This window comes from Myxococcales bacterium (assembly GCA_016720545.1).
Lineage (GTDB): Bacteria > Myxococcota_A > Polyangia > Polyangiales > Polyangiaceae > JAAFHV01.
In genome coordinates this window covers 360,830-385,194 of the sequence record JADKKK010000034.1, presented here as the reverse complement: position 1 = coordinate 385,194, position 24,365 = coordinate 360,830, and the positions used below count along the sequence as shown (strand labels likewise).

Annotated in this window: 17 protein-coding genes; 13 read left to right on the top strand and 4 right to left on the bottom strand. The window is 71.6% G+C overall.

Features of this window, described 5'->3' with window-relative positions:
* Nucleotides 1-212 precede the first annotated feature (212 nt).
* Nucleotides 213-2,558 carry a hypothetical protein gene (locus IPQ09_28280; protein MBL0198047.1) on the bottom strand — a complete coding sequence of 782 codons (2,346 nt, stop codon included), beginning with the start codon at nt 2,556-2,558 and terminating at the stop codon, nt 213-215.
* Nucleotides 2,559-2,931: 373 nt separating this feature from the next.
* Between IPQ09_28280 and IPQ09_28275 the strand changes: the two genes are divergently transcribed.
* The 3 genes from IPQ09_28275 to IPQ09_28265 all read left to right on the top strand — a co-directional run bounded on the left by IPQ09_28275 (nt 2,932) and on the right by IPQ09_28265 (nt 7,366).
* The gene (locus tag IPQ09_28275; GenBank protein ID MBL0198046.1) at nt 2,932-4,254 is read left to right on the top strand and encodes a bifunctional ornithine acetyltransferase/N-acetylglutamate synthase; all 1,323 of its coding nucleotides are present in this window, start codon (nt 2,932-2,934) and stop codon (nt 4,252-4,254) included.
* A gap of 112 nt (nt 4,255-4,366) precedes the next feature.
* On the top strand, nt 4,367-6,223 hold the full coding sequence (locus IPQ09_28270) for a hypothetical protein (protein ID MBL0198045.1): 1,857 nt from the start codon (nt 4,367-4,369) through the stop codon (nt 6,221-6,223).
* A gap of 468 nt (nt 6,224-6,691) precedes the next feature.
* Entirely contained in the window at nt 6,692-7,366 is a 675-nt protein-coding gene (locus IPQ09_28265) for a carbonic anhydrase (GenBank protein MBL0198044.1), read from the top strand.
* 225 nt (nt 7,367-7,591) lie between these two features.
* Here the strand turns inward: IPQ09_28265 and IPQ09_28260 are convergent, their stop codons facing one another.
* Nucleotides 7,592-9,586 (bottom strand): hypothetical protein, encoded by a 1,995-nt coding sequence (locus IPQ09_28260; protein MBL0198043.1) that lies wholly within the window; start codon nt 9,584-9,586, stop codon nt 7,592-7,594.
* A gap of 114 nt (nt 9,587-9,700) precedes the next feature.
* Between IPQ09_28260 and IPQ09_28255 the strand changes: the two genes are divergently transcribed.
* The 7 genes from IPQ09_28255 (at nt 9,701) to IPQ09_28225 (ending at nt 16,773) form a co-directional block, all read left to right on the top strand.
* Complete coding sequence (locus IPQ09_28255; protein ID MBL0198042.1) at nt 9,701-10,750, top strand: matrixin family metalloprotease; 1,050 nt, start codon at nt 9,701-9,703, stop codon at nt 10,748-10,750.
* Complete coding sequence (locus IPQ09_28250; GenBank protein MBL0198041.1) at nt 10,740-12,056, top strand: hypothetical protein; 1,317 nt, start codon at nt 10,740-10,742, stop codon at nt 12,054-12,056. Before IPQ09_28255 ends, IPQ09_28250 begins: the two co-directional genes overlap by 11 nt.
* The gene (locus IPQ09_28245; protein MBL0198040.1) at nt 12,053-12,943 is read left to right on the top strand and encodes a hypothetical protein; all 891 of its coding nucleotides are present in this window, start codon (nt 12,053-12,055) and stop codon (nt 12,941-12,943) included. The genes IPQ09_28250 and IPQ09_28245 overlap by 4 nt, the downstream gene beginning before the upstream one ends.
* Nucleotides 12,940-13,764 carry a hypothetical protein gene (locus tag IPQ09_28240; GenBank protein MBL0198039.1) on the top strand — a complete coding sequence of 275 codons (825 nt, stop codon included), beginning with the start codon at nt 12,940-12,942 and terminating at the stop codon, nt 13,762-13,764. Before IPQ09_28245 ends, IPQ09_28240 begins: the two co-directional genes overlap by 4 nt.
* 82 nt (nt 13,765-13,846) lie before the next feature.
* The gene (fbaA, locus tag IPQ09_28235; GenBank protein ID MBL0198038.1) at nt 13,847-14,920 is read left to right on the top strand and encodes a class II fructose-bisphosphate aldolase; all 1,074 of its coding nucleotides are present in this window, start codon (nt 13,847-13,849) and stop codon (nt 14,918-14,920) included.
* Between the two features lie 199 nt (nt 14,921-15,119).
* Nucleotides 15,120-15,620: a periplasmic heavy metal sensor gene (locus tag IPQ09_28230; GenBank protein MBL0198037.1), complete on the top strand. Its 501-nt coding sequence runs from the start codon at nt 15,120-15,122 to the stop codon at nt 15,618-15,620.
* A 67-nt stretch (nt 15,621-15,687) separates the two neighbouring features.
* Nucleotides 15,688-16,773, top strand: coding sequence for a hypothetical protein (locus tag IPQ09_28225; protein ID MBL0198036.1), 1,086 nt, complete (start codon nt 15,688-15,690; stop codon nt 16,771-16,773).
* Nucleotides 16,774-16,813: 40 nt separating this feature from the next.
* Here the strand turns inward: IPQ09_28225 and IPQ09_28220 are convergent, their stop codons facing one another.
* Complete coding sequence (locus tag IPQ09_28220; protein MBL0198035.1) at nt 16,814-17,644, bottom strand: sterol desaturase family protein; 831 nt, start codon at nt 17,642-17,644, stop codon at nt 16,814-16,816.
* Nucleotides 17,645-17,654: 10 nt separating this feature from the next.
* Nucleotides 17,655-18,914, bottom strand: a complete 1,260-nt coding sequence (locus IPQ09_28215) for a hypothetical protein (GenBank protein MBL0198034.1) — start codon at nt 18,912-18,914, stop codon at nt 17,655-17,657.
* Between the two features lie 112 nt (nt 18,915-19,026).
* On the opposite strand from IPQ09_28215, the gene IPQ09_28210 reads away from it, so the two are divergent.
* The 3 genes from IPQ09_28210 (at nt 19,027) to IPQ09_28200 (ending at nt 24,357) form a co-directional block, all read left to right on the top strand.
* The gene (locus tag IPQ09_28210; protein ID MBL0198033.1) at nt 19,027-20,301 is read left to right on the top strand and encodes a hypothetical protein; all 1,275 of its coding nucleotides are present in this window, start codon (nt 19,027-19,029) and stop codon (nt 20,299-20,301) included.
* Nucleotides 20,302-20,650: 349 nt separating this feature from the next.
* Complete coding sequence (locus IPQ09_28205; GenBank protein MBL0198032.1) at nt 20,651-22,477, top strand: ABC transporter ATP-binding protein; 1,827 nt, start codon at nt 20,651-20,653, stop codon at nt 22,475-22,477.
* A complete protein-coding gene (locus IPQ09_28200; GenBank protein MBL0198031.1) occupies nt 22,474-24,357 on the top strand; it encodes an ABC transporter ATP-binding protein in 1,884 nt (627 codons plus the stop codon). Before IPQ09_28205 ends, IPQ09_28200 begins: the two co-directional genes overlap by 4 nt.
* The last annotated feature ends 8 nt before the right edge of the window (nt 24,358-24,365 follow it).

The window sequence follows — 24,365 nt, the reverse complement described above, 5'->3', positions numbered from 1 at the left end:
TTCGTGACGAGCGCCCCGCGCTTGCGAGGGCCCGCGAATGGCTGGACCATGAAGTATGAGGCAAGTCGTCGGTCTGTCGGAAGATCAGCGGCGCGCTGCGCGAGCAGGGCCTCTCTCAGCCCAAGGAGATTCGCCTCGGCGAGGAGACCCTCGACGAGATGTGCCTCGGCGCGCTCTCGTTCGTGGTCAAGCTCGCGCAGTAGGCGGCGTAGCTACTGCGCGAACCACACGTGGTAGTCGACCCAGTCGCCCGGCCCGGTAGAGAGGATCTCCACGTCGAGCTTGTCGCGGGTGACGAGCCCCTCCGGTACGTCGAGGACGAGCTCGACCCAGGCCGCGGTGCGCTTCAGGGTCTCTCTCGCGAGCTCGCGGCCGTCGACGCGCACCGTGATGGAGGCGTTGCCGTCGGGTACCGTGCGGAGCAGCAGCGCGCCGCGGCGCCCGAGGATCGCGCGGTGGAGGGTGAAGCGCTCGCGCTTCCCAGCCCCGATGCGGCGGCCCGAGTCGAACATGTCGCGGCGCACGTTCCACGGATCGGGGAGGATCTTCATCTCGGTCCACCCGTTCTGGGGCTTCGTGAACGTGTAGTCGTGGAGCCGCTCGCTCACGAGGTCGGCCACGTCCACCTCGTCGCGCACCTCGAGGCCCTTGTCGAAGCCACGGGGGAGCGCGCCGCTGCCGAGCACGTGCCAGTCGGCGCGATAGACCACGTGCTCGTAGCCGCCGCAGATGACGTTCCCCTCGACCGGGAAGCGCTCGAGCACCTCGGGGCCGAACCACGTGGGGAACGAGCCCCACCAGGTGGGAAAGATCGCGAGCACGTCGGGCCGCTCCGCCGGCGCCATTCGCTCGATGAGCTCGATCGTCGCGGGCATGCCGTGCACGCCGGCGCGCGCGAAGGGGAGTGTGTGGTACCCGCCGAGGCCGATGATGTCGAGGCCTGGCTTGTCGGACGCGTAGAGGATGGCGCCCGCGTCGCCGACGAGCACGCGCCGCACGTCCTTCGGCGCGAGCCAGCGCCCGAGCGTGAGCTGCTGATCGCGGATGTTGCGCGAGGCGCGGCCGAAGAACCATTTCTGGTCCCGCATCTTGGTCTCGAGGTGCTGGTGCGCGAGCACGACGAGCGCGGCGCACGCGAGCACGCGCGCGGGCCGTAATAGGAACAGCACACCCACCCCCGCGCCCACCGCGAGCGCGATGAGCCAGGGCACGCGGACGTCGGGCATCGTGCCGACGGGCCGGGTCACGACCCCCACGACCTGGACGACCAGCACCGTGACGAGCGCGAGGGCCACCGGCCGCGGGCGTTCTTTGGGGCGGCAGAGCGCGGCGACGCCGAGCGCAGCGAGCACCAGCACCCACGCCACCGCGGGCATCGTGTAGCGCTCGTTCTGCCAGCGCACCTGGCCGTTCGCGGCCACGAGCAGCATCCAGAGGGCCACCTGCGCCCAGAGCACGATCGCCGTCTTGCGCGTGCGCGCGACGGCGAGCGGCACGAGGGCGAGGAAGAGCAAGATGGCGCCCCAGCCGGTCTCGCCGTCGAGGGCCTTGCCGAGCGGGGTCGCGAGGGCCTGCTCGGAGAGGAGCCCGCGGAGGGCGCCGTCGGGGGCGAGCGGGCCGGAGAAGTGGTACTCGAGGTTTCGAAACGCGGCGTAGCCGAGGTTGAAGCGGTAGTCGGCGAGCTTCTCCTCGTTCGTCATGAACGGGTTGTTCAGGGCAAGCTTCACGATCGCGCCGTTGGCCGACACCTCGCCGGTGAACACCCGGTTCGCGACCGACTGCACGACCAGCATGGCGAGGGCGGGCCCGCCCACGCGGAGCAGCACGCCGAGCGCCGTGCCCGGTCGCTTGACGACCGACGGGAGCGCCGTGGCGACTCCGAAGACGAGGCAGGTGCCTACGGCCTCCGGTCGAGTGACGAAGAGGAGCGCGCACGCGAGGCCGAGCAGCCAGGTCGCGCGCCGAAGCTCTTTCGAGGCACGGCCGCCGCGGGCGGCGCGCTCGGCGCGCAGATAGGCCAGCAGGGCGAGCGCCCAAACACCCAAGTAAATAGCCACCTCCATGCCGCTCCAGAGCGACCAATCGAGCGCGCCGACCGAGAGCAAGATGGGCGGCAAGAGGTACGACGAGAGCCGTCCGTACGTGTCGTGGGGCCCGTCGACGAAGAGCCGCCGCGCGGCGAGCAAGAGGCCAAACACAGAGAAGCACGCCACGAGGGCGGCCCACACCATGAGCTCGTGGTCGCGATACCCCACGAGCCACCCCGCCGCGAGTACGAACGGGTACGAGAGGCTGGTGTTGCCGGACGAGTATCCGTTGCCAACCACCCACTCGAAGGGGTGGCCCTGCGCGGTCGAGCGGGCGTAGTCGAAGTGGATGAAGACGTCGTCCAGCGGGCCGCTCCACTCGCCCCCGGTCTGCTTCAGCATGTAGCCGTAGAAGAGCCGCGCCGAGGCCAGGGTGTGGAACGCCGCCCACAGCGCGTAGACGAGGCCGTCGCGCTGCACCAAAGAGGCCAGCATGGAGAGCCACGAGCGGAGCTGCCGAGGGCCGAGCACGAGCGCTCGTCTAGCCCAAAAGCGCAGGGGGCGGGGGGCAAAGGCAGGCGCAGCCAGGGCCGGAGCTCTGCTGCCAAGGGCACCGTGACGGGCGCGCCTCCGTCGGTTCTCCGATGCGCACCCCGCCTGAAGGCCGGCGCAGGGAATATCGTCGGCAATCGGTCCTTGGGCGAGGGCGCCTCTGCGGTGCGAGCGCGCGTCTCTGACGCGGTGCGTGTACCCCCGTCACCGTGCCGCTGCGGTCGACGAGGGCGCGACGGGCGCGGCCCGCGACGGCGCTTGACTCCGTCGCGCGGTCGCGCGAAAGCGCTGCATGGGCCAGAGCGAGGTTGCGGTCGGTGCGATGGGAGGCGACGGTGCAGGCGCGGGCCGGATGGAGCACGCCTCGGGCGAGGCTCACGCCGCGTGGCTCGCGGCGCAGGCGGCGCTGCCGCTCGGCTTCCGCGTGGGCGCGGCGAGCTTCGATTTCGTCCCGGTCGAGGTGAACAAGCCCTCGCGCATGACCCTCACGCTGCTCGCCCTCGATCGCCCAACCGACGCCTTCGCCGCCATGTTCACGAGGAACGCGTTCCCCGGGGCGCCGGTGCTCGTGGGTCGCTCGCGGCTCGGGTCTCCGGCGCTCTCCGCGGTGATCGTGAACAACAAGATTTCGAACGTGTGCGCGCCCTCGGGGGTCGAGTCCTCCGAGCGCGTCGCCGCGGCCGTGGCCGCCGCCCTCAGCGTGCCGGCCGACGCCGTGCTGCCGTGCTCCACGGGGGTCATCGGCTGGCGTCTCCCTGTGGACGCCATGCTCGCGGCGGTGCCGACCGCGGTCGCGGCGCTGCAGCCCTCCTCGGTGCTCCCAGCCGCCCAGGGCATCGTGACCACCGACCTCTATCCGAAGATCCGTCGGGCGAGCGTGCCCGGCGGCGGGGTGATCGTGGGCATCGCCAAGGGCGCCGGCATGATCGAGCCGAACCTGGCCACGATGCTCGTGTATCTCCTCACCGACTGCGACGTGGGCCGCGACGAGCTCCGCGAGGCGCTCCGCGACGCGGTCCACCCCACCTTCAACGCGCTGTCGATCGACACCGACACGAGCACCTCCGACACCGTGGCGGTGCTCTCCTCCCGGCGCGTGCCCTGCGATCTCGAGGCCTTCCGCGCGGCGCTCGGGCAGGTGTGCGCGGCGCTCGCGGAGGACGTGGTGCGCAACGGCGAGGGCGTGCACCACGTGGTGCGCGTGGTCGTCACCGGTGCGCCGTCGGCGCGGCTCGCGCGGGGAGTGGGGAAGGCCATCGTGGGCTCTCCGCTGGTGCAGTGCGCCATCGCCGGCAATGACCCGAACGTGGGCCGGCTCGTGATGGCGATAGGCAAATACGTGGGCGCCGAGGCGAGCGAGGCGGGCTCCGGCGAACCGCTCGATCTGTCGCGGTGCACCATCACGATGGCCGGCCACACGATCTTCGCCGAGGGAACCTTCCGCCTCGACCCGACGACCGAGCGCGCGCTCGTCGCACACCTCCGCGAGGCCGAGCTCTACGCGAGCGTGCCCCCGAGCGACGGGCTCACCTTCGTGCCGGCGGTGCGCTATCCGCCGCACGAGCGCCGCGTGGAGATCGCGGTCGACCTCGGCGCGGGCGAGGCCTCCGCGACGGTGCTCGGCTCGGACCGCACGCACGAGTACATCAGCGAGAACGCCGACTACCGGAGCTGAGGCGAGCGCGCCCGCGTGGTCCCGACCGACCTCGTCGGAGCGCCTTGTCACGTCGAGCGGCACGCGGCCCGGTCGCTTGCCGGGGCGGCGTTCTCGCTGCATCCTCCGCGCCATGACCTACCGTGATCCGGGCCCCGATCCGCTCGCTGTCGACCCTGAGCTCATGGCCCACGCTCAAGCGGTCCAGAGGAAGCGCGCGATCGCCGCCGTGATGGGCGTCGCGCTCGTGGCCGCTGTCGGTGTGGGCGTCGCCTCGATGGTGTCGAGCCGGCAGGACGCGAAGGAGAGCGAAGAGGCCGTCGCGAAGCTCTCCACGTGCCTTCTCGCGGACCCGGCGACCGAGGCCCCCACGAAGCTCGTGCGCGCCTCGCAGCTGGCGGAGCTGAACCGCCCCGCGGCCACCGAGCGCTGGCCCGGCCGCTGCGCTGCGTACGCGCGCGGCCTCGCCGATCACGCGAAGCGCCGTGGGTTGCCCGCGCTCGCGAGCTCGTCCACGAAGCTCGGGCTGGCGCTCGACGCCCCCGAGAGCTACGCCGCCGATCTCCAGCCCGTGACCGCCCGCGTGTTCGACGAGATCGCGAAGGCCAAGATCGCGCGGCGCGCGACCGAGGGGGTGCCGAAGGCCCCCGCGCCGAGCGCGCACCTCACGCTCGCGACCCTGCCCGACGCGGCGCAGCTGCTCCCCAAGGGCACGATGATGCGGGTCGTGCACCCGGCGCCGTTCCCGTCGCAGCCGCTCCGCCTCGTGTTCGACGAAGAGGGCCTCACGCAGGGGCCGCTCGCCTGCCGCCTCGACGCGAAGGAGAAGGCGCTCCTGTGCCACAAGGTCACGGGGCCCGCCGCGAGCAAGAGCCCCAGCCTGCGGCTCTGGGGCACCACCGCCCGGCCGGAGCAGGCGCCGCTGCTGTTCGCGGGCAATCGCGGCACGTTCGGCGTCTTCCGCAGCGACACCGGCGCGGAGGTGGTGGGCAAGCTCAAGAACGGCGCGTACGGCGCCTCGCTGCTCGATGACGGCACGTTCGCGTACCTCGACTGGAACGACCAAGCGCCGCAGATACGCCTCTTCCGAGGCGAGCTCGGCGGATCGTTCGAAGAGGTCAAGTTGCTTGACCGAAAGGACACGGGCAATCCCTACTACGCGACCGCGATGTTCTTCGGTACGTTCCTCTTCAAGTCGCGGAACAAGGACGACGGCATTCACCTCATGGCGCGCCGCATCGAGGGCGCGAAGGACAAGCCCGCCGCGGGCCCGGCGGTCGACGTGGGGCGCATCGGCGAGATCGGCCGCATCGACGGTGGCGACGGAGAGGAGCCCCACCTCGTCGCGTGTCGGCCCGGTGAGCGCGACCGCGCCGACGGCGCGTCCAAGCGCGCCCCTATCGCCATCAAGGCCAAGGGCTGGGACCACTCGTACATCACGTTCATGACCGACGCGGAGACGCCCGGCGAGGCGCCGCGGTTCAGCCCGCCGGTGGCGAGCACGGTGCTGTGGGGCGATCTCTACTGCCGCGGCGGCGAGGCGGTCCTCGTGGCCAATGAGGGCGAGAGCGCGGCCTCGGGATACTGGCCTTCGGTCGTGGTGAGTCGCTGCTCTGCCAGCGGCTGTAAGGACACCACGATGGCGTTCAAGAAGTCCATCGGCCAAGACCCGCTGCTTGCGCCGGCCTCCAAGGCCGACGTGCAGGGGGTCGAGCTCGCGGGCAAGCTTCTGTTCGTGTGGCGTGCGGCCTCGGGCGGCCTGCGCATGCGGCTCGGCCCCGCCGAGCAGCTCGCGAGCGCCGAGGAGCGGGTGCTGTTCGATGACCACGCCCACGACGACGGGTACCGCGCCGAGCCCACGCTGCTCGAATTTCAGGTGCTCTCGAGCGGCACCGACGCGGTGCTGCTGCTCAACACCACGAGGGGCCTCTATGGCTTCGTGATCGACGGCGCGGGCGCGGTCGCCCCGCTGGCGATCAAGGTGAGCTGAGCGGCCGCGCGCCGAGCGCGCCCGCTGCCCGCGGATCCGTCCTAGCTAGCTAGCGTCTGGGCCTCGACCTGCGCGAGCGTCACTCCCCCGTTCCCAGCGGTCCCGGGCGAGACCAACCGCGCCGGGGTCGGGGCCGGGGCGGCTTTCACCCTACGGCTCGATATCGGCAGGATCGGGGTCACGAACACGACCGGCGCCGGGAGCTCCGCGCCCTACCGCTGCGTGGAAGAGGTGAGGTAGGCGACCCGCGACCTCCGGCGCGCGACCTGGCGCGCGAGTGCTCTGTGCCCGGTGTCGGCGACGCCGCGCCTGGTGTCGGCGACGCCGCTCGTCTTGGGGTGAGCTCTTCCGTCGACGCCCCCGACCTTGATTCCCTTTCCCCGCGGTTGACGGGTCGCTCGCCACAGATACCCTTGATCGCCGCCCCCTCTTCCCCGTTCTTTCCCCCGGGGCGGCCGCAAGGAGACGATGAAGGCGCACTCGAAGGACACCCAGGCCAGCACCACCCCGCGCCGCGCGCTCCAGCTGCTCCGCGAGGGCAACGACCGGTTCGTGGCGAACCTCCGCCTGAGCCGCGAGCTGCTCGAGCAGGCCAACCAGACGCGTGACGGCCAGTGGCCGTTCGCGACCGTCCTCTCGTGCATTGACAGCCGCACGTCGGCCGAGCTCATCTTCGACCAGGGGCTCGGCGACATCTTCTCGATCCGCATCGCCGGGAACATCGTCAACACCGACATCCTCGGGAGCATGGAGTTTGCCTGCAAAATCGCCGGCAGCAAGCTGCTCGTCGTGCTCGGCCACTCCGGCTGCGGCGCGGTCAAGGGCGCCTGCGACCACGTCGAGATGGGTAATCTGACCGAGCTGTTGGCGAAGCTCCAGCCCGCCGTCTACCAGGAGCGCTCGGTGGCGGATCCGGCGCAGCGCACCGGCAAGAACTCGGACTTCGTCGAGAAGGTCGCCCGAATCAACGTCAAGCGCTGGGTGAAGGCGCTCGTCGAGCGCAGCTTCATCCTCGAGCACCTCGTGCTGGACGAGGGCATCGGGGTCGTCGGCGCGATGCACGATCTCGCCACGGGGCAGGTCACGTTCTACGAGGACGAGGGCGTCTTCACGGCCGCCGACGTCGACCGGCTCCGGCAGTGACCCGCACGTAGGGGCTTCGTTGGAGGCGGGCGGCCGCATCGTCCGCCGCGATCGACCCGCTGACCAGGCACACCCCGATGGGCGCTCGGGGTCACCTTGGGGGGGGCCGGGCGCGCGCGCGAGCACCACCGCGGCGGCATTCACCGCGGTTCGAGGAAGGCCCGGCGCCTCGGCAAAGAAGCTCGATGCGGCGCGCGGGCCCCGGCTCACGGTGGCCCCGGGACGTCACTTCTTCAGCGCGACGTATCCGAGCACGACGAGGACGAGGGCGGCGACGCCGAGGGCGATCGGCCAAGGAAACGGCGCCTTGGCGATGGTGAGCGGCTCGTCGGTCGCCGGCGCCGTCGGCGCGGCCTTCGCGACGGCGTCCTTCTTCTTGGTGGTGGACGAAGGGCTCGCGGGCTTGACCTTCGCAGCCGCGGGGCCCCCGGTGGGCTTGCTCGCCGTCGGGGGGGGGGCGGCCGGCTTGCTCTTCGCGGCGGCCTCGGGCTTCTTCGCGCCCGACGGGCCCGGCGCGACCTCGGCCGACGGAGGCACGCTGGGCTTTCCGCCCTTCTTCTGCTTCTTCTTTTGGTTCGCGGAGATCTGCGCGTCTTTGTCGCGCTGACGCTCCTTCTTCGCGAGGGCCTTCTGCCGGTTCTTTTCTTTGCGCGACATGGCCGGCACCGCGGGCGCTGGAGAGGAGGCCTTCGCGGCCGCGGGCGCGGTCGGCGAGGTAGGCTTGGCCACGGCGGCGGCTGGAGCGGGCGCGGGCTTGACCGCGACGGGGGCGGGCGCGGCCTTCTTCGCCTCCGCGGCGGCGGCCGGAGGGGAGGACTTCGCGGCGCTGGGCGTGGGCGCGGGCTTCGCGGCGGCGGTCGCCGCGGGCTTCGCGGGGGCCTCCGCCGGAACGGAGGGGGCAGGTGCGGGCTTGGCGGCGCGGGGCGTAGCCTGCGCCGCCGGCGGCGTCGCGGCGGGAGCGGGCGGGGGTCGGACGGCGGCGGGCGCGGCGGCCACCGCGGCGGGGGCCATCGCCGCGGGGCGCACGGAGGGAGGCGCTGCCGTCGTGGGAGCGACGGCGGCCGCAGCGGCGGCTGGAGCGGGGCGCACGGAGGCAGGCGCTGCGGGCGTGGGAGCGACAGCGGCGGCTGGAGCGGGGCGCACGGAGGTGGGGGCTGCGGGCGCGGTCTCCGCGGGCCGGACGGACGAGGGCGTCGCGGCGGCGGCCGGGCGAACGGAGGAGGGCGTCGCGGCGGCGATCGATTCCGCGCTCTTCACGGTGTCGGGCGTCGCCGAGACCGGCGGCGTCAGCACGGAGTAGGGCGGGCGCGTCGAGGTCGGCACCCTCGTCGACGCCGGCGGCTGCGAGGCGCTCGGCGCGGTCGGCAGCTGTGTGCGGGCCTCTTCGGCCTTGGCCTTTGCGCGGGCGTACTCCTCGGCGCGGGCCTTCGCGCGAGCCTCGGCCTCGGTCCTGATCCGTCGGGCCTCCTCCTCGGCCTTGGCCTTGCGCGCGTCGTCGGCGGCCTTCAGCGCGGCGCGGCGAGCGTCTTCCTCGGCGCGGGCTTTCGCGCGGCGAGCGTCTTCCTCGGCGCGGGCCTTCGCGCGAGCCTCTTCGTCGGCCTTGGCCTTCGCGCGTCGGGCCTCTTCTTCGAGGCGTCGGGCCTCTCCTTTGGCCCTGCGCTCTTCTTCGTCGGCCTTGGCCCTGCGCTCTTCTTCGTCGGCCTTGGCCTTCGCGCGGGCGTCGTCGTCGGCCTTGGCCTTCGCGCGTCGGGCCTCTTCTTCGAGGCGTCGGGCCTCTCCTTTGGCCCTGCGCTCGTCTTCGTCGGCCTTGGCCCTGCGCTCTTCTTCGTCGGCCTTGGCCTTCGCGCGGGCGTCTTCGTCGGCCTTGGCCTTCGCGCGGGCGTCCTCGTCGGCCTTGGCCTTCGCGCGGGCGTCCTCGTCGGCCTTGGCCTTCGCGCGGGCGTCTTCGTCGGCCTTGGCCTTCGCGCGGGCGTCTTCGTCGGCCTTGGCCTTCGCGCGGGCGTCTTCGTCGGCCTTGGCCTTCGCGCGGGCGAGGTCCTCGGCCTCGGCCTTGGCTGCGAACAACGCGAGATCGGGCTGGGAGGCCCAGCCGGACTCGATCGTGTCGAGGCTGAGCGCCGATGACGGCGCGGGCTTCGGGACGGACGTCGAGATGCGAGGGATCTCGAAATCCCAGCCCTCCTCAAGCCCCTCGAGGTCTTCCTTTTCCGGCTCGCTCACGGCGCCGTGCTAGCCTTCGCGGGCGGTGCGCGCAAGCGTCGTCTCGCGTGGCCACCCGAGCCGGCGCGTGAAGTCCGTGCCCTCGGCGGCGCTTCGGCGTACATTTGTCCTCGGATGACCCGCCACGGACGCCCCACCCGAGGGAGCGGCGCTAGCCGCGCGACCCAGCGAACCCCGCGCGTGCACGCCGTCGCCCGTCGGCTCGCAGCCGTCCTCGCCCTGGCGACGTGGATTTCGCCGCAGGCGGCCTCCGCCTTCTGCCAGAACACGACGTGCAAGGACTCCGACAAGAAGACGTGCCTCAAGGACGACGAGGGCTGCACCAAGGAGGGCGCGGCCCTCCGCTGGAACACGTCCTGCATATCGTTTCACATGAACCGTCTCGGCACGGCGTCGCTCGACGTGCGGCAGACCCGCACCGCCATCATGAAATCGTTTCGCTCGTGGAGCGAGGTCGACTGCGGCGGCGGGAAGCTCTCGAAGATGGCCTTCGTCGCCCTCGAAGACATCGAGTGCAAGCGTGCAGAATACAACAAAGAGGGCAAGAACGTGAACGTGGTGCTCTTCCAGGACAACGACTGGAAGTACCGCGGGATCGACGGCACGCTCGCGAAGACCAGCACCACGTTCGACACCACGACGGGCGAGATCTTCGACGCCGACATCGAGGTCAACACCGCCTTCAACCAGGTCACCGTGTCGGACGAGCCAGGGAAGATCGCCTACGATCTCCAGGCGATCTTGACCCACGAGGTGGGCCACTTCCTCGGCATCGGGCACTCCGCGAACGAGCGCGCCACCATGTTCGCCGCGTACGCGCCCGGCACCGTCGCCATTCGAGAGCTCTCCGACGACGACAAGAAGGCCGTGTGCGCTGCGTACCCGCCCACGAGCACCGCCGCCTGCAACCAGGAGCCACGCGGCGGCTACAGCCCCACGTGCGCCGATCCGGCGGCGCCCGGACCTGGCGCTGAGGCGCCGAGCGGCTGCGCGGCGTCGGGCCCGGGAGGGGCTCCGCTCGCGGGGGCCCTCGCGCCCGGTGTCGACGGCGCGCCGTCTCTCTCCGCGGCAGTGACCGGACTCGCCGGCGCTGGCACTCTTCTTCTGCTTGCCATCGGTCGTCGGCTCCGCCGGCGGCCCCACCGGAGCCCCGATGAATCGTAAGCCCCTCCACGGGAGCCCCCGCGCCTCCCGTCCGGTCGCGCGCCTCGCACCTCTCCTTCGTGCCGTCTCGACCTCCGCCGGCACGCTGCTCGCGCTGTTCGGCGTCGCGTTCGGCGCCGCGGCGCTCACCGGAGGCTGCTCCGGCACAGAGGTGGCCGCCGACGCCGGGGGGCCGAAGATCTGCACACCGGGCACGTACGTGTTCTGCCGGTGCGCCGACAAGAAAGAGGGGACGAAGCTCTGCAAAGACGACGGCGAGAGCTTCGACCCGTGCGCGCTCGGCGAGAACCTCCCGTGCGGTGAGGTGCCCGATCCGCAGACCGGCGATGCGGCCGTCCCGCAGCCCGTCGAGGCGGGTCCGCCTACCCCGCAGACGCCCGCGGCCGAGAAGTGCGATGGGCAGAACGTGGCCCTGAACGCGAGCTCGGAGGTGACGATCACCGGCAACACGACCGCGGCGGCCGACGACTTCAAGGGAGAGGGCGGCTGCGCGGGCGCGAAGGGCGCGCCCGACCACGTGTACGCGCTCAATGTGCCCGCCACAGGCAAGCTCACTGCCACGGTGGTGCCCGACCCGAAGTTCGCCCCGATCGCCTATCTGCGGTCTGCCTGCGGCGACGAGGCGACCCAGTTGGCGTGTGTGCAGGGGCTGAACCCAGGCCAGAGCGGCGTCCTCAACGCCAACGTCATCAAGGGCACCACGGTGTACCTCGTAGTCGATGGTGCGGCGGGAAGCAGCCAGGCGGGACCCTACAGCGTCAAGCTCAAGCTCACCCCCGGCTCGTTCTGCGGGGACGGAACGGTAGACGACGGCGAGGCCTGCGACGACATCAACAAGGTCGAGGGCGACGGCTGCGGCAACGACTGCCGAAACGTCGCCGGCAACCCGGACAGCGGCAAGGCGTGCCCGGGCCAGCCGGTGCACGTGTGGACGACCGCCGCCGTCACGGGCGCGGGGACGACCACGGGCTTCCCGAGCGCTTGGAACGAGCCCGGCAGTGCGTGCACCACGGGCGCTGGGACGAACGCCTCTCCCGATCACATCTACGCGGTCACCGCCCACCGCACCGGCGCCATGACGGTGAAGACCACGGGCGCGACCTACAACCTGGTCCTCAGCGCCCGGACCGACTGCAACAACGCCGCCACGATGGCGACCAGGATGTGCGCGAACGATCGCGGCACCACGGCGCCCCTCGACGAGACCATGACCTTCCCGGTCACCTCCGGCACCACGTACTACGTGGGCGTGTCGGGCGCGGTCGGCGCGAGCGGCAACTACACCTTGAGCTTCCAGATCCCATGAGGAACGCCCGCGCTCCCCACGTCCCGACCCCGCCCTCGCCGGGCGCCTTGCCTCGGCGTCGCATGCGGCTCGTCTTGCTCGCGCACGTCGCCACGGCGGCGGCCGTCGTGGCGCTCGCGGCCGCGTGCAGCTCCACCCCCGCGACGCCGCCACCGAAGGACGAGTGCCGCCCTGGGGACGCCTACTATTGCCGTTGCGCGAACCGCGAAGAGGGCTCGCGCGTCTGCAACGACGACGGCAAGACGTACGGCCCGTGCGAGCCCTGCTTCGGCGATCCCATCGAGCCGCCGCCCGACAACGACGCCTCGTTCCCGCCCGACCCGCCCCTCGACGCGGGCGGCGACGCGCGGACCGACGCGAGCGACGGCGCCGTCGGTTGCTCGAACGGGAAGATCGAGGCCGGCGAAGAGTGCGACGACGGAAACCGCACGGCGAACGACGGCTGCAGCACGACGTGCAAGCTCGAGGGGGCGCCGACGAGCTCGGACAAGTGCCCAGGCATGCCGGTGCACGTGTGGACCGAGCCGGTCGTGTACACGGCGACGACGGCCGCGCCGTTCGTGAACGACTACACGACCCAGCCCGCGTGCGGTGCCACATCGGGCTCGCTCACCGCCGAGCGCGTGTTCGCGGTCACGGCACATAAGACGGGCATGCTTCGCACGGTGGGCTCTTCTGCCACCTTTGATCACATGCTCTACCTCTCGGAGACCTGCGCGCCGACGGGCAACGTCCTCGCGAACCAGGTCTGCGCGAACACCGTGGTCGGCAACGGCGGCGAGACCCTCACGTTCCCCGTGACCCTCGGCTCCACGTACTACGTCGTGCTCGAGGGCGGTGGCGTCAACCAGTCGGGCACGGTGAAGCTCACCTGGTCGATCCAGTGAGATCTTCGCGGGTCCCGCGGCTCGCGGGCCTGCTGGTCGGCGCGGCGGGCCTCCTCGCGAGCCTCCTCGTCGGCCGCCGCGCGCACGCGCACGACGACATCGTGTTCCCCTACGGAGCGCCGCGCTACGTGCCCGAGCGTCTGGCCGCGCAGGCCGGGCTCGTGGTGGTGCCGAGCGCCCTGCCTCGCGGCGCGCGCGTACCGCTCGTGGTCTTCTTCCACGGCCTGAACCAGGACGGCCCGCTGCACAAGTGGCTCGGTGGGCGCGGCACGCCCGACATGCGCCCGTACTTCGAGCGCCTGCAAGCCGAGGGCAAGACGGCGCCGTTCCTCGTCGCGGCGCCAAGCCAGACCCGCGACGCCGCGCGGCCGTGGGGCATGTGGCAGGCGTTCGACCTCGCCGACTTCGTCGACCGCGCGTCGGCCGCGCTCGCAGGGCGCGCCGAGATCGACCGGACCCAGATCATCGTCTTCGCGCACTCCGGCGGTGGGTGCAACCTGCACGGGAGCGCCCTCCGCGCCGCGAGCGCCCGCGACCCCGCGCCGCACGCGGTCATCCTCGCCGACACCTGCTTCGACCAGGGCGTGGCCGAGACGCTGCTGCTCGCCGCGCCCTCGACTCGCCTCTTCGCATACTACCAGACGCACACATGGGAGCGGGACTTCGGTCCGTTTCGCGCCACGCTGTTCGCCAATCCGGCCGCAGGGCCTCGCGACCGGCGCTTCGTGCAGGTGTCGCTCCCCGGCGGCGGCGCCCACGATAGGCTCTTTCAGGTCGCCGTCGAGCGTGCCTTCCCCGAGGTGCTCCGGCCCACCCGCTGAGCCGGCCCGGCCTCGCGTCGAACGCCGCTCGGCCCCGCTGCCTGACGCGCACTGTCGCGCTCGAGGTGGTATGGTGCCGCGCATGGCCAACCTCAAGCTGAAGCCCGGCGTCCTCGCCGGCAACGCGCTGCGGGAAGTGTTCGACTACTGCAAGAGCGAGTCGTGCGCGCTCCCCGCCGTGAACGTCATCGGTAGCAACTCGACGAACGCGGTCCTCCAGGCCGCGCGCGAGGCGAAGTCGCCGGTCATCGTGCAGTATTCGCACACCGGCGCCCAGTTCAACGCAGGCAAGTTCCTCGACAACGGCAAGCACGTCGCGTCGGTGCAAGGTGCGATCGCGGGCGCTCACCACGTCCGCACTCTGGCGGAGGCGTATGGCGTGCCCGTCATCCTCAACACCGACCACTGCGCGAAGAAGCTCCTCCCGTGGGTCGATGGGCTGCTCGACGCCGGCGAGGCGTATTTCGCCGCCACCGGCGCGCCGCTCTTCAGCGCGCACATGCTGGACCTCTCCGAGGAGCCCCTCGCGGAGAACCTGGAGATTTCGCGCTCCTACCTCGCGCGCATGGCGAAGCTCGGCATGACGCTCGAGATCGAGCTCGGCGTGACGGGCGGCGAGGAAGACGGCGTCGACAACTCGGGCGTCGACAACGCGAAGCTCTACACGCAGCCGGCCGACGTGCTCGCCTCCTACGACGCGCTCCACGCCGTCGGCGACTTCACCGTGGCGGCCTCGTTTGGCAACACGCACGGGGTGTACGCCCCGGGGAACGTGAAGCTCACGCCGAAGATCCTGAAGAGCAGCCAGGAGCACATCCAGGCCGAGCGCAAGACCGGGGTGAAGCCGGTCTCGTTCGTCTTCCACGGCGGCTCGGGCTCCTCGCCCGACGAGATCGCCGAGGCCGTCTCCTACGGCGTCGTGAAGATGAACATCGACACGGACACGCAGTGGGCCTTCCTCTCGCCCGTGAAGAAGTACATGGACGAGAAGGACGCCTACCTGAAGAGCCAGCTCGGCAACCCCGAGGGCGACACCAAGCCCAACAAGAAGCACATCGATCCGCGCGTGTGGCTCCACCTCGCCGAGAAGGGCATGGCGGCCCGGGTCGTCGAGGCCTGCCGGAACCTGGGGAGCTTGGGCAAGTTCGACTTCTGAGCGACCTGGCCGCGTCCGCGCCGCGTCCGCGCCGCCCCCGCGAGACAGCTCGCGAGTGCGGCGCGTCGTGTTTTGTGGTGCACCGGTTTACACGTCTTTACCCGCCTCGCGGCAGCGCAGCGGCGTCGACGACCCACATTGACGGCTCCCCCCGCGGCGCTCCCCGAGCCGCGGTTCCAACGTCCTCTGGAGGTCTGTCATGTTGCTCGTCCCCGCGCTCACCATCCTCGCCACCGCGCTCGCCGTGAGGCTCGTCGTCAAGCTCGTTCGGAGGTCTCACAATGGGAGCTGCGGCGGCGGCGGTCTGCGCCTCGGGCGCAGTCGCTGGCTCCGCTGGGTCTTTCGCTCACTCGACACGACACCCGGCCAGGAGAAGGTGATCCGGAGCGCCCTCGAGGAGGCGTGGACCACGGCGCGCGAGGCCCGAGTGGCGGGCCGCGCCCAGCGCGCGAACCTCGCCGCGGCGATTCGAGCCGAGGGGCCGGATGCGGCCACCTTCGCGGAGGCGCAGGCCGGGGGCCGCGCAGCCTACGAGCGCGCGGAGCAGGCCGTGGTCGCCGCGTTCCGAAGCATCCACGAGGTGCTCGACCCGATGCAGCGCGAGCGCCTCGCGCAGATCGTGGACGGCTCGGCGAGCCCGTGGCGCGGTCGCCTCGCGTTCGGTGGCGGCGGCCCGTACCGAGGCCCCGCGTCGCTCTGAGTCGCTTACGCGCGGCGTGGAGCGCGGGGGGGGGGCAACGCGGCCGTGGACGCGCTAGGATGCGGCTGTGTTGGTCCCCACCGAAGAGCTCCTTCGACCCCAGCTCATCGCCGACAACCACCTCCCGTGGATGCTGAGCGCTGCGCTCGTGGCGCTGTTCTTCGTCGGTGGAATCGCAGGTCTCGTCGTCGCTTGGGTCCAGGCCGCGCGCCTGGCGAAGCTCGCGGAGCGGGATCGAGCGGGCCTCGGTGGGCCGCTCGTCGGAGGCCCTCACGGAGCGGTGCGCGGTCGCGTCGAGCTTGCGAGCGCCGGCGACGTCGTGGTCGGGCTCACGATCGACGAGCAGGCTCAGAACCGCGGCGGAACGACCCAGGGTCACGCGTGGTTGGAGGTCGGTCGTCGCATCGAAGCGCGACCGTTCTATCTCGTGACCGACGAGGGCGAGCGCGTCCGCGTCGATCCGAGCGGGACGTTGCTCGTCATCGCGGACCGCGTCGACCTGGGGTCCACCGTCCCGATGCGTCGGCAACGCGCGGCCCGCCTCGTGCGGGACCAAGTCGTCGTGGCGCGCGGCGCTCTCGGTCGCGCGTACGACGGCGTCCACGCCGAGTGGCGCCTCACGCCCTCGCGAGAGGGGCCCATGGTCCTCGCCGACGCGAGGCGGCTCGCCGAGCGGCACGAGCCTCGCGCGAGCTTCCTCCGCAACGCGAGCCTGGCGGCGACGAGCGCGTTCCTGTTCACCAACATGCTCCTCGGGTTCCCGTTCGTCGCCGCGAGCCTCCGCGGTACGAGCGAGGACGCGACCGTGCTCCAGGTGGAGCGCCACGTGAGCCGCACCAAGGGCTCCGTGAGCTCATGGGGCACGGTCAACGTCGTGGGCGAGTCCGGCTACAAGGCCGCCTTCAGGGTGCCCGCAGAGCGCTGCTCGACGCTCGAGCCAGCGCAAGGTCGGCGCGCGAAGGTTCGGATCGTCCACGTGGGAGGCTTCGCGTCCCTCGGCTCGGTCCCCACGCTGAACGGCTTCGCGCTCCTCGGGGCGTTCGCGCTCTCGCTCGTGGCGGCCGGTCTGACTTGGAGCGGGTACTCCGCGCGCATCCCCTGGTACGAGGCCGGCGCACCGGAGGTGCGAGGGTCCGGGTTCGTCATGCCGTGAGCTGTGAAGAACGGCACGCCGCGGGAGGCGCGGCTGCCGTTCACTCCGCGGCGTCGGGGGGCCGCACGAGCAACGCGCCGAGCTTACCGCCAAGCGTCGGCTGCCGGCGCACCTTCTCCGCGAGCGCGACCCAGGGCGCGGCGTTGGCCGCGAGCGGGAGCTCGGGGCACTCCTCGCCGACGACGCCGAAGACGGGCTCGGTCGTGTACGGAGCGAAGGTGCCGAAGAGCCGATCGAACACGAGCAGGACACCGCCAAAGTTCTTGTCGACGTACGCGCGGTCGGCGCCGTGGTGCACCCGGTGGAACACCGGCGCGTTGAACACGCGGCCGGGACCGAACGCGATCTTGGTCCGTGCGTGCAGCCCGAAGAGCAGCACGGCGTGCACGGTCGCGACCACCGCGTACTGAGTGACCGTCACACCGGCGAGCGCGAGCGACGCGTGGAACACCGCCGTCGAGAGCGAGGCGAGGACGCCTACGCGCAGAGAGACCGAGAGGTTGTAGTCGCGCGACTGGTGGTGCACGGCGTGGATGGCCCACAACACCGGCACGGCGTGCTCCACGCGGTGCTGCGCGTAATACACGAGGTCGAGCAGGACGAAGGCGAGCAGGGCGCTCGGAGGGCCTTCGGGGAGCTTCCACGGGACGAGCCCTGCGGCGCCCGCGAAGACCCCCACGAGCGCGCCGCGGAGCGCCATCTGCGACGCGAGGAAGACGAGGCCGACCGAGGCGTTGGAGAGGGTCTGCCGCACGCTCCCCGTGCCTCGCAGCCACGCGCGCGCTGCCGGCGAGACGAGGAGCGCGACGGCCGCGGGCACCACCGAGACCGCGGCGGCGAGGAGCAGGCCGACTCGAAGCGGAGGCGCCATCGGAGTCTCGCTAGAATTGCACGATCACGATGCGCCGGTCCTCGCGGAAGCTCACACCGCCGGTCTCGCCCGAGCAACCCCAGCACGTGGTCCACTGCAGCTCGCGTCTGCGGCTCGGATTGTAGGCCAACGCCACGGGGGAAACATCTCCCAACATTACGAAATAAGAAGCAATTTTGTATTTTCCCGAGGAGAGTGGGAACAGCGCGAGCACGAACGAGGCGGTCTTGCTCCGCCCCGTCACCACGAGCACCTCGACCCCCGGATCCGGGCTCCACAGGAGGGGCTGTGTGCTGAAGACCAACCCGACGTGGGGCGCCTGCGTCCGCCCGACCACGGAGGTCGAGTCGGCCGGGTCGAACAGGCGGAGCTCGGCGCCGAAGCCTGGCCGCCCGGCGAGCTCGGGCGCGCCCGCGACGATCGCGGCAAGCTCGCTCGCGTCCAGCTTGGTCTTTCGAAAGGGCTCCACTTCGACGAGCTTCGGGCGCTCCCCGCCGGTGCAGCAGCGGAAGCCCAGATCGGCCGCGAGCCCCTGGCTCGTGCCGCGCCGCGCGCAGCGGTGCACTCCGATGCCAGGCTCCCTCGGGCCGCCTCCGCGGAACGGCGCGCCCTCGCCGGCCTCGCCCTTCGCGCCGACCCACTCGCGCAGGCCACCCATCGCGCGGGCACCGAACCCCGACGCGCACGTGGCCGCCTCGGCCTCGCACGCCGGGTCCCACGTGGGCCCCGTCGCGTACGTGTCGGCGTCGGGGCCCTTGCAGGCCCGCTCCCACTCGAGGTCGGTGCAGAGGCGCGCGCCGCGCTCCTGGCAAGCCTTGGCCGCGTCGTCGCGCGAGACCTGCGCCTTGGGCGGCCTCGCGGGGTCGTTGGGGAAGGGGAGGGCGTCGATGCTGAAGGCGCCGAGCGGGTAGGGTGAGAGGCCCGCGACCGCCGCGGGATCACGCCCGTCGTCGCTGGGCAGCGTCCCCGAAAGGAGCACCCCCGCGGGGATGGCGATCACCTCGCCGGCGCGCGCCGGCGTGCGCGGCCGAAGCCGCACCTGGGCGGTGGAGGGGCCGATCGCGACGGCGCCCGCGGACTCCCCGTTCGAGGCGTTGGCCGACACGGCCTCCCCCTCTGGTGTCACGGTGGCCGCGGGCGCGGAGGGAGCAGCGTGCGCGGCGGCGTCCGGGGCGTTCGAGGCGGCGGGGTCCTTCTTGCAGCCGAGCGTGGCGATGGCGCACAGGCCGAGTACGCCGAGCCGCCGAGGCGCGAATCTTCCTGGCCGCATGGGACCGATGTAGCTCGAAGCCGCGGCCCGTGGAAGGTGTCTCGACGGTCGAGCGCGCGCGCCGCGTCGTGCCCCCGCGGAGCCTGCGATTGACTCGCCCGCGCAACTCCGTATGTTCGGCCCGGCGTCGCCGCGTGCGCCGCCCCACGCCGCGCTCTCCGTCACGCCGTTCCTCGCCATGAACCCCCGGGCCCTCCCCCGACGCGCCAGCCTTCGCCTCACCGACGACGATTTCGGGGCGACGCTCCCGCAGGCGCCGACGAAGGCGCGGCGCTCGCTCGAGGGGCGCCTGTTCTCGTGGGCCGCCGAGGCCGCGGCGCACCTCTCCGAGCGCTTCGGGCCGCTCGAGGTGCACGCGGTGCGCGATCCCGACGGTGACGGCTCGGGCGTCGTCTTCGTGCGCGAGCGCTTCGCGCGCACCACGGTCGAAGAGCTGGCCGAGGACACGCGCTCCCTCCGCCCCCGCATGGGCGAGGCGCCGTACCTCCCGCACCTTCACGTCGCGCTCCTCGTGTACCTCGAGGCGGTCGAGCTGCGCATCGATCTGCCCGCGCGCGCGTGGGTCGACGCGGAGAACCTCCGCGCGCGCCTGGCCGATCCCGGGGGCTTGCTGGAGCTGCTCTCGTCCCTCGAGTCGCTCCCCGAGGTGTTCGAGCTTTTGTGTTTCCCTCCCGGCCCCTCGGCCGCGGGCGCGCTCTGCGCCCAGCGCGCCACGGCGGACGATCTCCGCGCGTTGTCCGAGCGCGCCCGCGCCGAGCCGTCGTCGCTGCGCGTGCGCTGGCGTATCCCGAAGCGGATCGTGCTGTCGTTCCCCGCCGATCTGGGCGACGCCCTGGAGGACGCGCTGTTCGCGCTGTCTTCGGTCACGAAGCTCGTCGCTTGGGCGGAGGACAACGACGTGCTCGGCCTCGTGACGCGGTGGGAGGCCCGTCGCGAGCGCCGCCTCGAGCTGCCCGACGAGGGCGGCGTGCCGAGCGAGCGCACCGCGCGGAGACCGCCTCGCGAGGACGACGAGCCACGCCCGAAGCGCAGCTACCGCGAGCCGCCCTCGCGACGCTACGGCAGCGTCGCGGCCCCGCCGCTCGAGCCGGAGCGACTCCCGCCGCTTGCGCCGCTCGCGCGCAAGATCCCTCGGCGCGCGCGCGCGCCGAGGTTGTTCGACGTCGATCCGGCCGTGCCAGTGGAGCGGGGCACCGGCGTCAAAGTGCTCGCGGGCCCGTTCGCGGGTCGCATCGGCGCGGTGCTCGAGCTGCTCGGCAGCGACGAGGCGAAGGTGAGCCTTGGCCTGCTCGTCGCGCGGGTGCCCATCGCCGACCTGGTCGCGTGCGCGCCGAAGAGCGGGCGCACGCGGCTCCCTTCGTCGCACCGTAAGCCGCCCGCCCGCTGACCTCACCGCGGCCGCGCCCGAGACGCGTTCGTCGCGTTCCAGGTTCGCATTGTTCAGTTCGCGAACGAAACACACGTCGCCTCGAACCCACGCTAAGTAGCTGATCTTTGGTTTGTTTTGTTTGGCACAGTCCTCGCTAAAGAGGAACTAGGCACGCGCCGGGCAGCTCCCCCCCCCGCCGCTCGGTGCATGCCGCCTACTCCCTCGCGCAAGCGAGGGCCGCCCCGCACGGCATCCCCTCCCGTGCGGGGCTTTTCTATTTCGTCGACGTCGCGAGAGCTCGCCCGGCGAGCTTGGCCGCTTTCTTTTTTGAAGCGACCCGTCCAGGCACGGGGTAGAACCCCAGGCCTTGGCCCCCGTTGGGACAGCTTCCACGCGCCCTCCGACGGCGTCGTCCGCGCGCCCCTATCCGCGCACCCTCACGGGACAGCTTCGGCGGCAGCTGCCGGCCTACGCGGCCGGTGGCGTCATGCTCGCCATTTTCCAGCTCGCGATGAACCGCATCGACTGGCTGTCGAAGTCCGCGGTCGACCAGATCTTCGACGAACGCAGCGCGCTCCCGTGGCTCCCCTCGGCGCTCATGCTCGTGCTCGCGGTGGTGGCGCTCCTCACGCGGGTCGCGAGCCGCTGGTACATCTTCAACGCCGGCCGCGACGTCGAGTACGAGCTCCGCTCGGCCCTCCTCGAGCACCTGCACTCGCTCGGCGCAGCGTTCTACCGCAAGATGTCCGCTGGCGAGATCATGAGCCGGTCGTCTGGCGATCTGCTCCAGGTGCGCTTGCTCTTCGGGTTCGGGATCCTGAACCTCGTGAACGTGGGGTTCGCGTTCGCGAGCGCGCTCCAGGTGATGCTCTCGATCTCGGGCCGCCTCACCGTGGTGTCGTTCGTCACCCTCCCGCTGATCGTGCTCCTCGGGCGCGGCGTGAGCGGGCAGCTCTACACCCGCACGAAGGCGAACCAAGAGGCGCTTGGTGCCCTCAGCGAGGTGCTCCAGGTGAACCTCGCCGGCGTGCGGGTCGTGCGCAGCTTCGCCCTCGAGCGCCGCGAGCGCCGCCGGTTCGACGCAGCGAACCAAGCGTACCTCGACGCGAGCCTCGGCCTCGCGCGACTCCGCGGGCTCATGGGTCCGGCGATCGGAGGAGCGGCGTCCGTGGGGCTCCTCGCGTTCTTCTGGTACGGCGCGAAGCTCCTGCTCGACGGTACGCTCACGAAGGGCGCGTTCTTCGCGTTCTGGCTCGCCTACGGCCGCATGACCTGGCCCATGATCGCGGTGGGCTTCTCGGTGGCGATCGTCCAGCGCGGGCGGGCGGGCTTCGCGCGCCTCGCCGAGATCTTCTCCGAGGTGCCTGAGATTGTCTCTGGCGACCTGCCGCCGCCCGCCCAACCGAGAGGCGCGCTCTCCGTGCGCGGTCTGTCGTTCGCGTACGGGGTCCGCAAGCGCGAGGTGCTCTCCGACGTGGCCTTCGACCTGCCCGCAGGGCGCTCGCTCGCCATCATGGGGCGCACGGGCTCTGGCAAGTCGACCCTCGCCATGCTGCTCGCGCGCCTCCTGCCGACGCCCAAGGGGGCGGTGTTCTTCGACGGCGTCGACCTCTGCGACCTGCCGCTCGGCTTCGTGCGCGAGTCCGTCGGTTACGCCCAGCAGGACGCGTTCCTGTTCTCCACCACGGTGACGGGCAACGTCGGGTTCTCCCTGACGGAGACCGAGAGCGAGGCGAGCAGGGCGCTGATCCGCGAGGCCGCGAAAGACGCGCAGGTCTACGAAGAGGCGATGGCGCTCCCCGAGCAGCTCGACACCGTAGTGGGCGAGCGCGGCGTCCAGCTCTCGGGCGGGCAGAAGCAGCGAATCGCCCTGGCGCGCGCCTTCGCCCGGAGCCCTCGCATCCTCGTCCTCGACGACCCGCTCTCCGCGGTGGACGCGAAGACCGAAGAGGCGATCCTCGCGACCATCGCGCGGCACGCCAAGCAGGGCACGCTCGTGCTCGTCACTCACCGCGTCGCGGCGGCCTCGATGTGCGACGAGGTGGTCGTGCTGGACGAGGGGCGCGTGCTCGAGCGCGGTACCCCCACGGAGCTGCTCGCGAATGGATCGCTCTACGCGGCGTTCGCCGAAGAGCAGTCCGCTGAGCGCGCCTTGCTCGATCTCGACCTCGACGAGAGGGAGAGCGCGTCATGAGCGCCGGCTCGAAGTCCGAGGTCCCGAAGGCCGCGGCCGGCGCGAAGCGCACCGAGGCGGCGTTCCACGAGGAGCAAGACCTCGGCCGCGCGTACGACGTGGCGCTCCTGCGCAGGCTCTGGCCGTTCGTACGGCCGCACTCTCGCCATTTGGTCGCGTCGCTCGCCCTGCTCGTGCTGCTCGCGGCCACCCAGCTCGTCCGTCCGCTCCTCATGGGGCGCGTAGTCGCCCACGCCGGCGCGGGCGAGGGGAGTCTCCTGCTGCGCGATGGCCTCGTGCTCGCGGCCTTCGTCGTGGGCGGCCAGACGGTTTCGTTCCTGCAGACCTACATCATGCAGATCGGTGGAGCGCGCGCGATGGCTGACCTCCGCGCCGCCGTGTTCGGGTTCTTCCAGCGCTTGTCGCTGCGCTACTTCGACAGGACGCCGGTGGGCCGGCTCGTCACTCGCGCCACGGGCGACATCGACGCGCTGGGAGAGCTCTTCGCGTCGGGCGTCCTCAACGCGATCGGGGATCTGTTCGCGCTCATCGGCATCGTCGTGGTCATGCTGGCGCTCCACGCCCGGTTGTCGCTCGTCGCCTTCGCCGCCCTGCCCGTGGTGGCCCTCGTGGTGAACTACGTGCGCAAGCGCAGTCGCGAGGCGTTCCGAGACATACGCACGAAGACGGCGCGGCTGAACGCGTTCCTGAACGAGCAGGTCGCCGGCGTGGCGGTCGTGCAGGCGTACGCCCGCGAGGCGCACATGCAGCACGAGTTCGACGTCATCAACGACGCCTACCGTGACGCGAACAAGCGCAGCATCTTCTACGAGGCGATGCTCGACGCCGCGATCGAGATGGTGAGCACCGTGTGCGTCGCGAGCATGCTCTGGTGGGCGGGCGTGGGTCGCACGGGGGACCCGACGATCACGTTCGCGCTGGTCGTCACCCTCACTCAGTACGTCCGCCAGTTCTTTGAGCCGGTGAGCCTCCTCGCCCAGCGCTACACCATCTTGCAGAGCGCGATGAGTGGTGCGGAGCGCATCTTCCAGCTCCTCGATGAAGAGGACGTGGAGGCCGAGGGCGAGGCCTCGCGCGAGCCGGTCCCCGCCGAGCTCGAGGGCTCCCCAGCGCTCGAGCTCGAGGGGGTCACCTTCGCCTACAAGCCCAGCGTGCCCGTGCTCTCCGACGTGAGCCTCACCGTGGCGAGGGGCGAGAAGGTGGCGCTCGTCGGGGCGACCGGCGCTGGCAAGTCGACCGTCGCGGGGCTCTTTCTTCGGCTCTACGAGGTCGAGGTAGGCGCGGTGCGCGTGCTCGGTCGCGACGTGCGCGCGCAGGATCGCGTGACGATGCGGGAGCGCTTCTCGGTCGTGCCGCAGGACGTTTTTTTGTTCACGGGCACCGTGCTCTCGAACGTCGCGATCTCGGACGAGGCGCCCGATCGCGCTCGGGTCGAGCGCGCCCTCCGGCAGATCGGCGCTCTCGAGCTCTTCGAGCGGCGCGAGGGTGGACTCGACGCGCGCGTCGATGAGCGCGGCGCAAACTTCAGCGCGGGCGAGCGACAGCTCATCGCGTTCGCCCGGGCGCTCTATCGCGACACGCCCATCGTCGTTCTCGACGAGGCGACCGCGAGTATCGACTCGAACACCGAGAAGCGTATGCAGACCGCGCTCGAGGTGGTGATGCAGGGCCGCACGTCGCTCGTGATCGCGCACCGCCTCTCCACGATCCGCGCCGTCGATCGCATCATCGTGTTTCACAAGGGGCGCGTCGTCGAGACCGGCAGCCACGACAGCCTCATCGCGAAGGGAGGCGTCTACGCCCGGCTCCACCGCCTTCAGTTCGCGCGTGAGCGCGCCGCGCATGTCGGGGGCGAGGTCGCGCCGGTCAGCGCCGAGTAGGGGGGAGA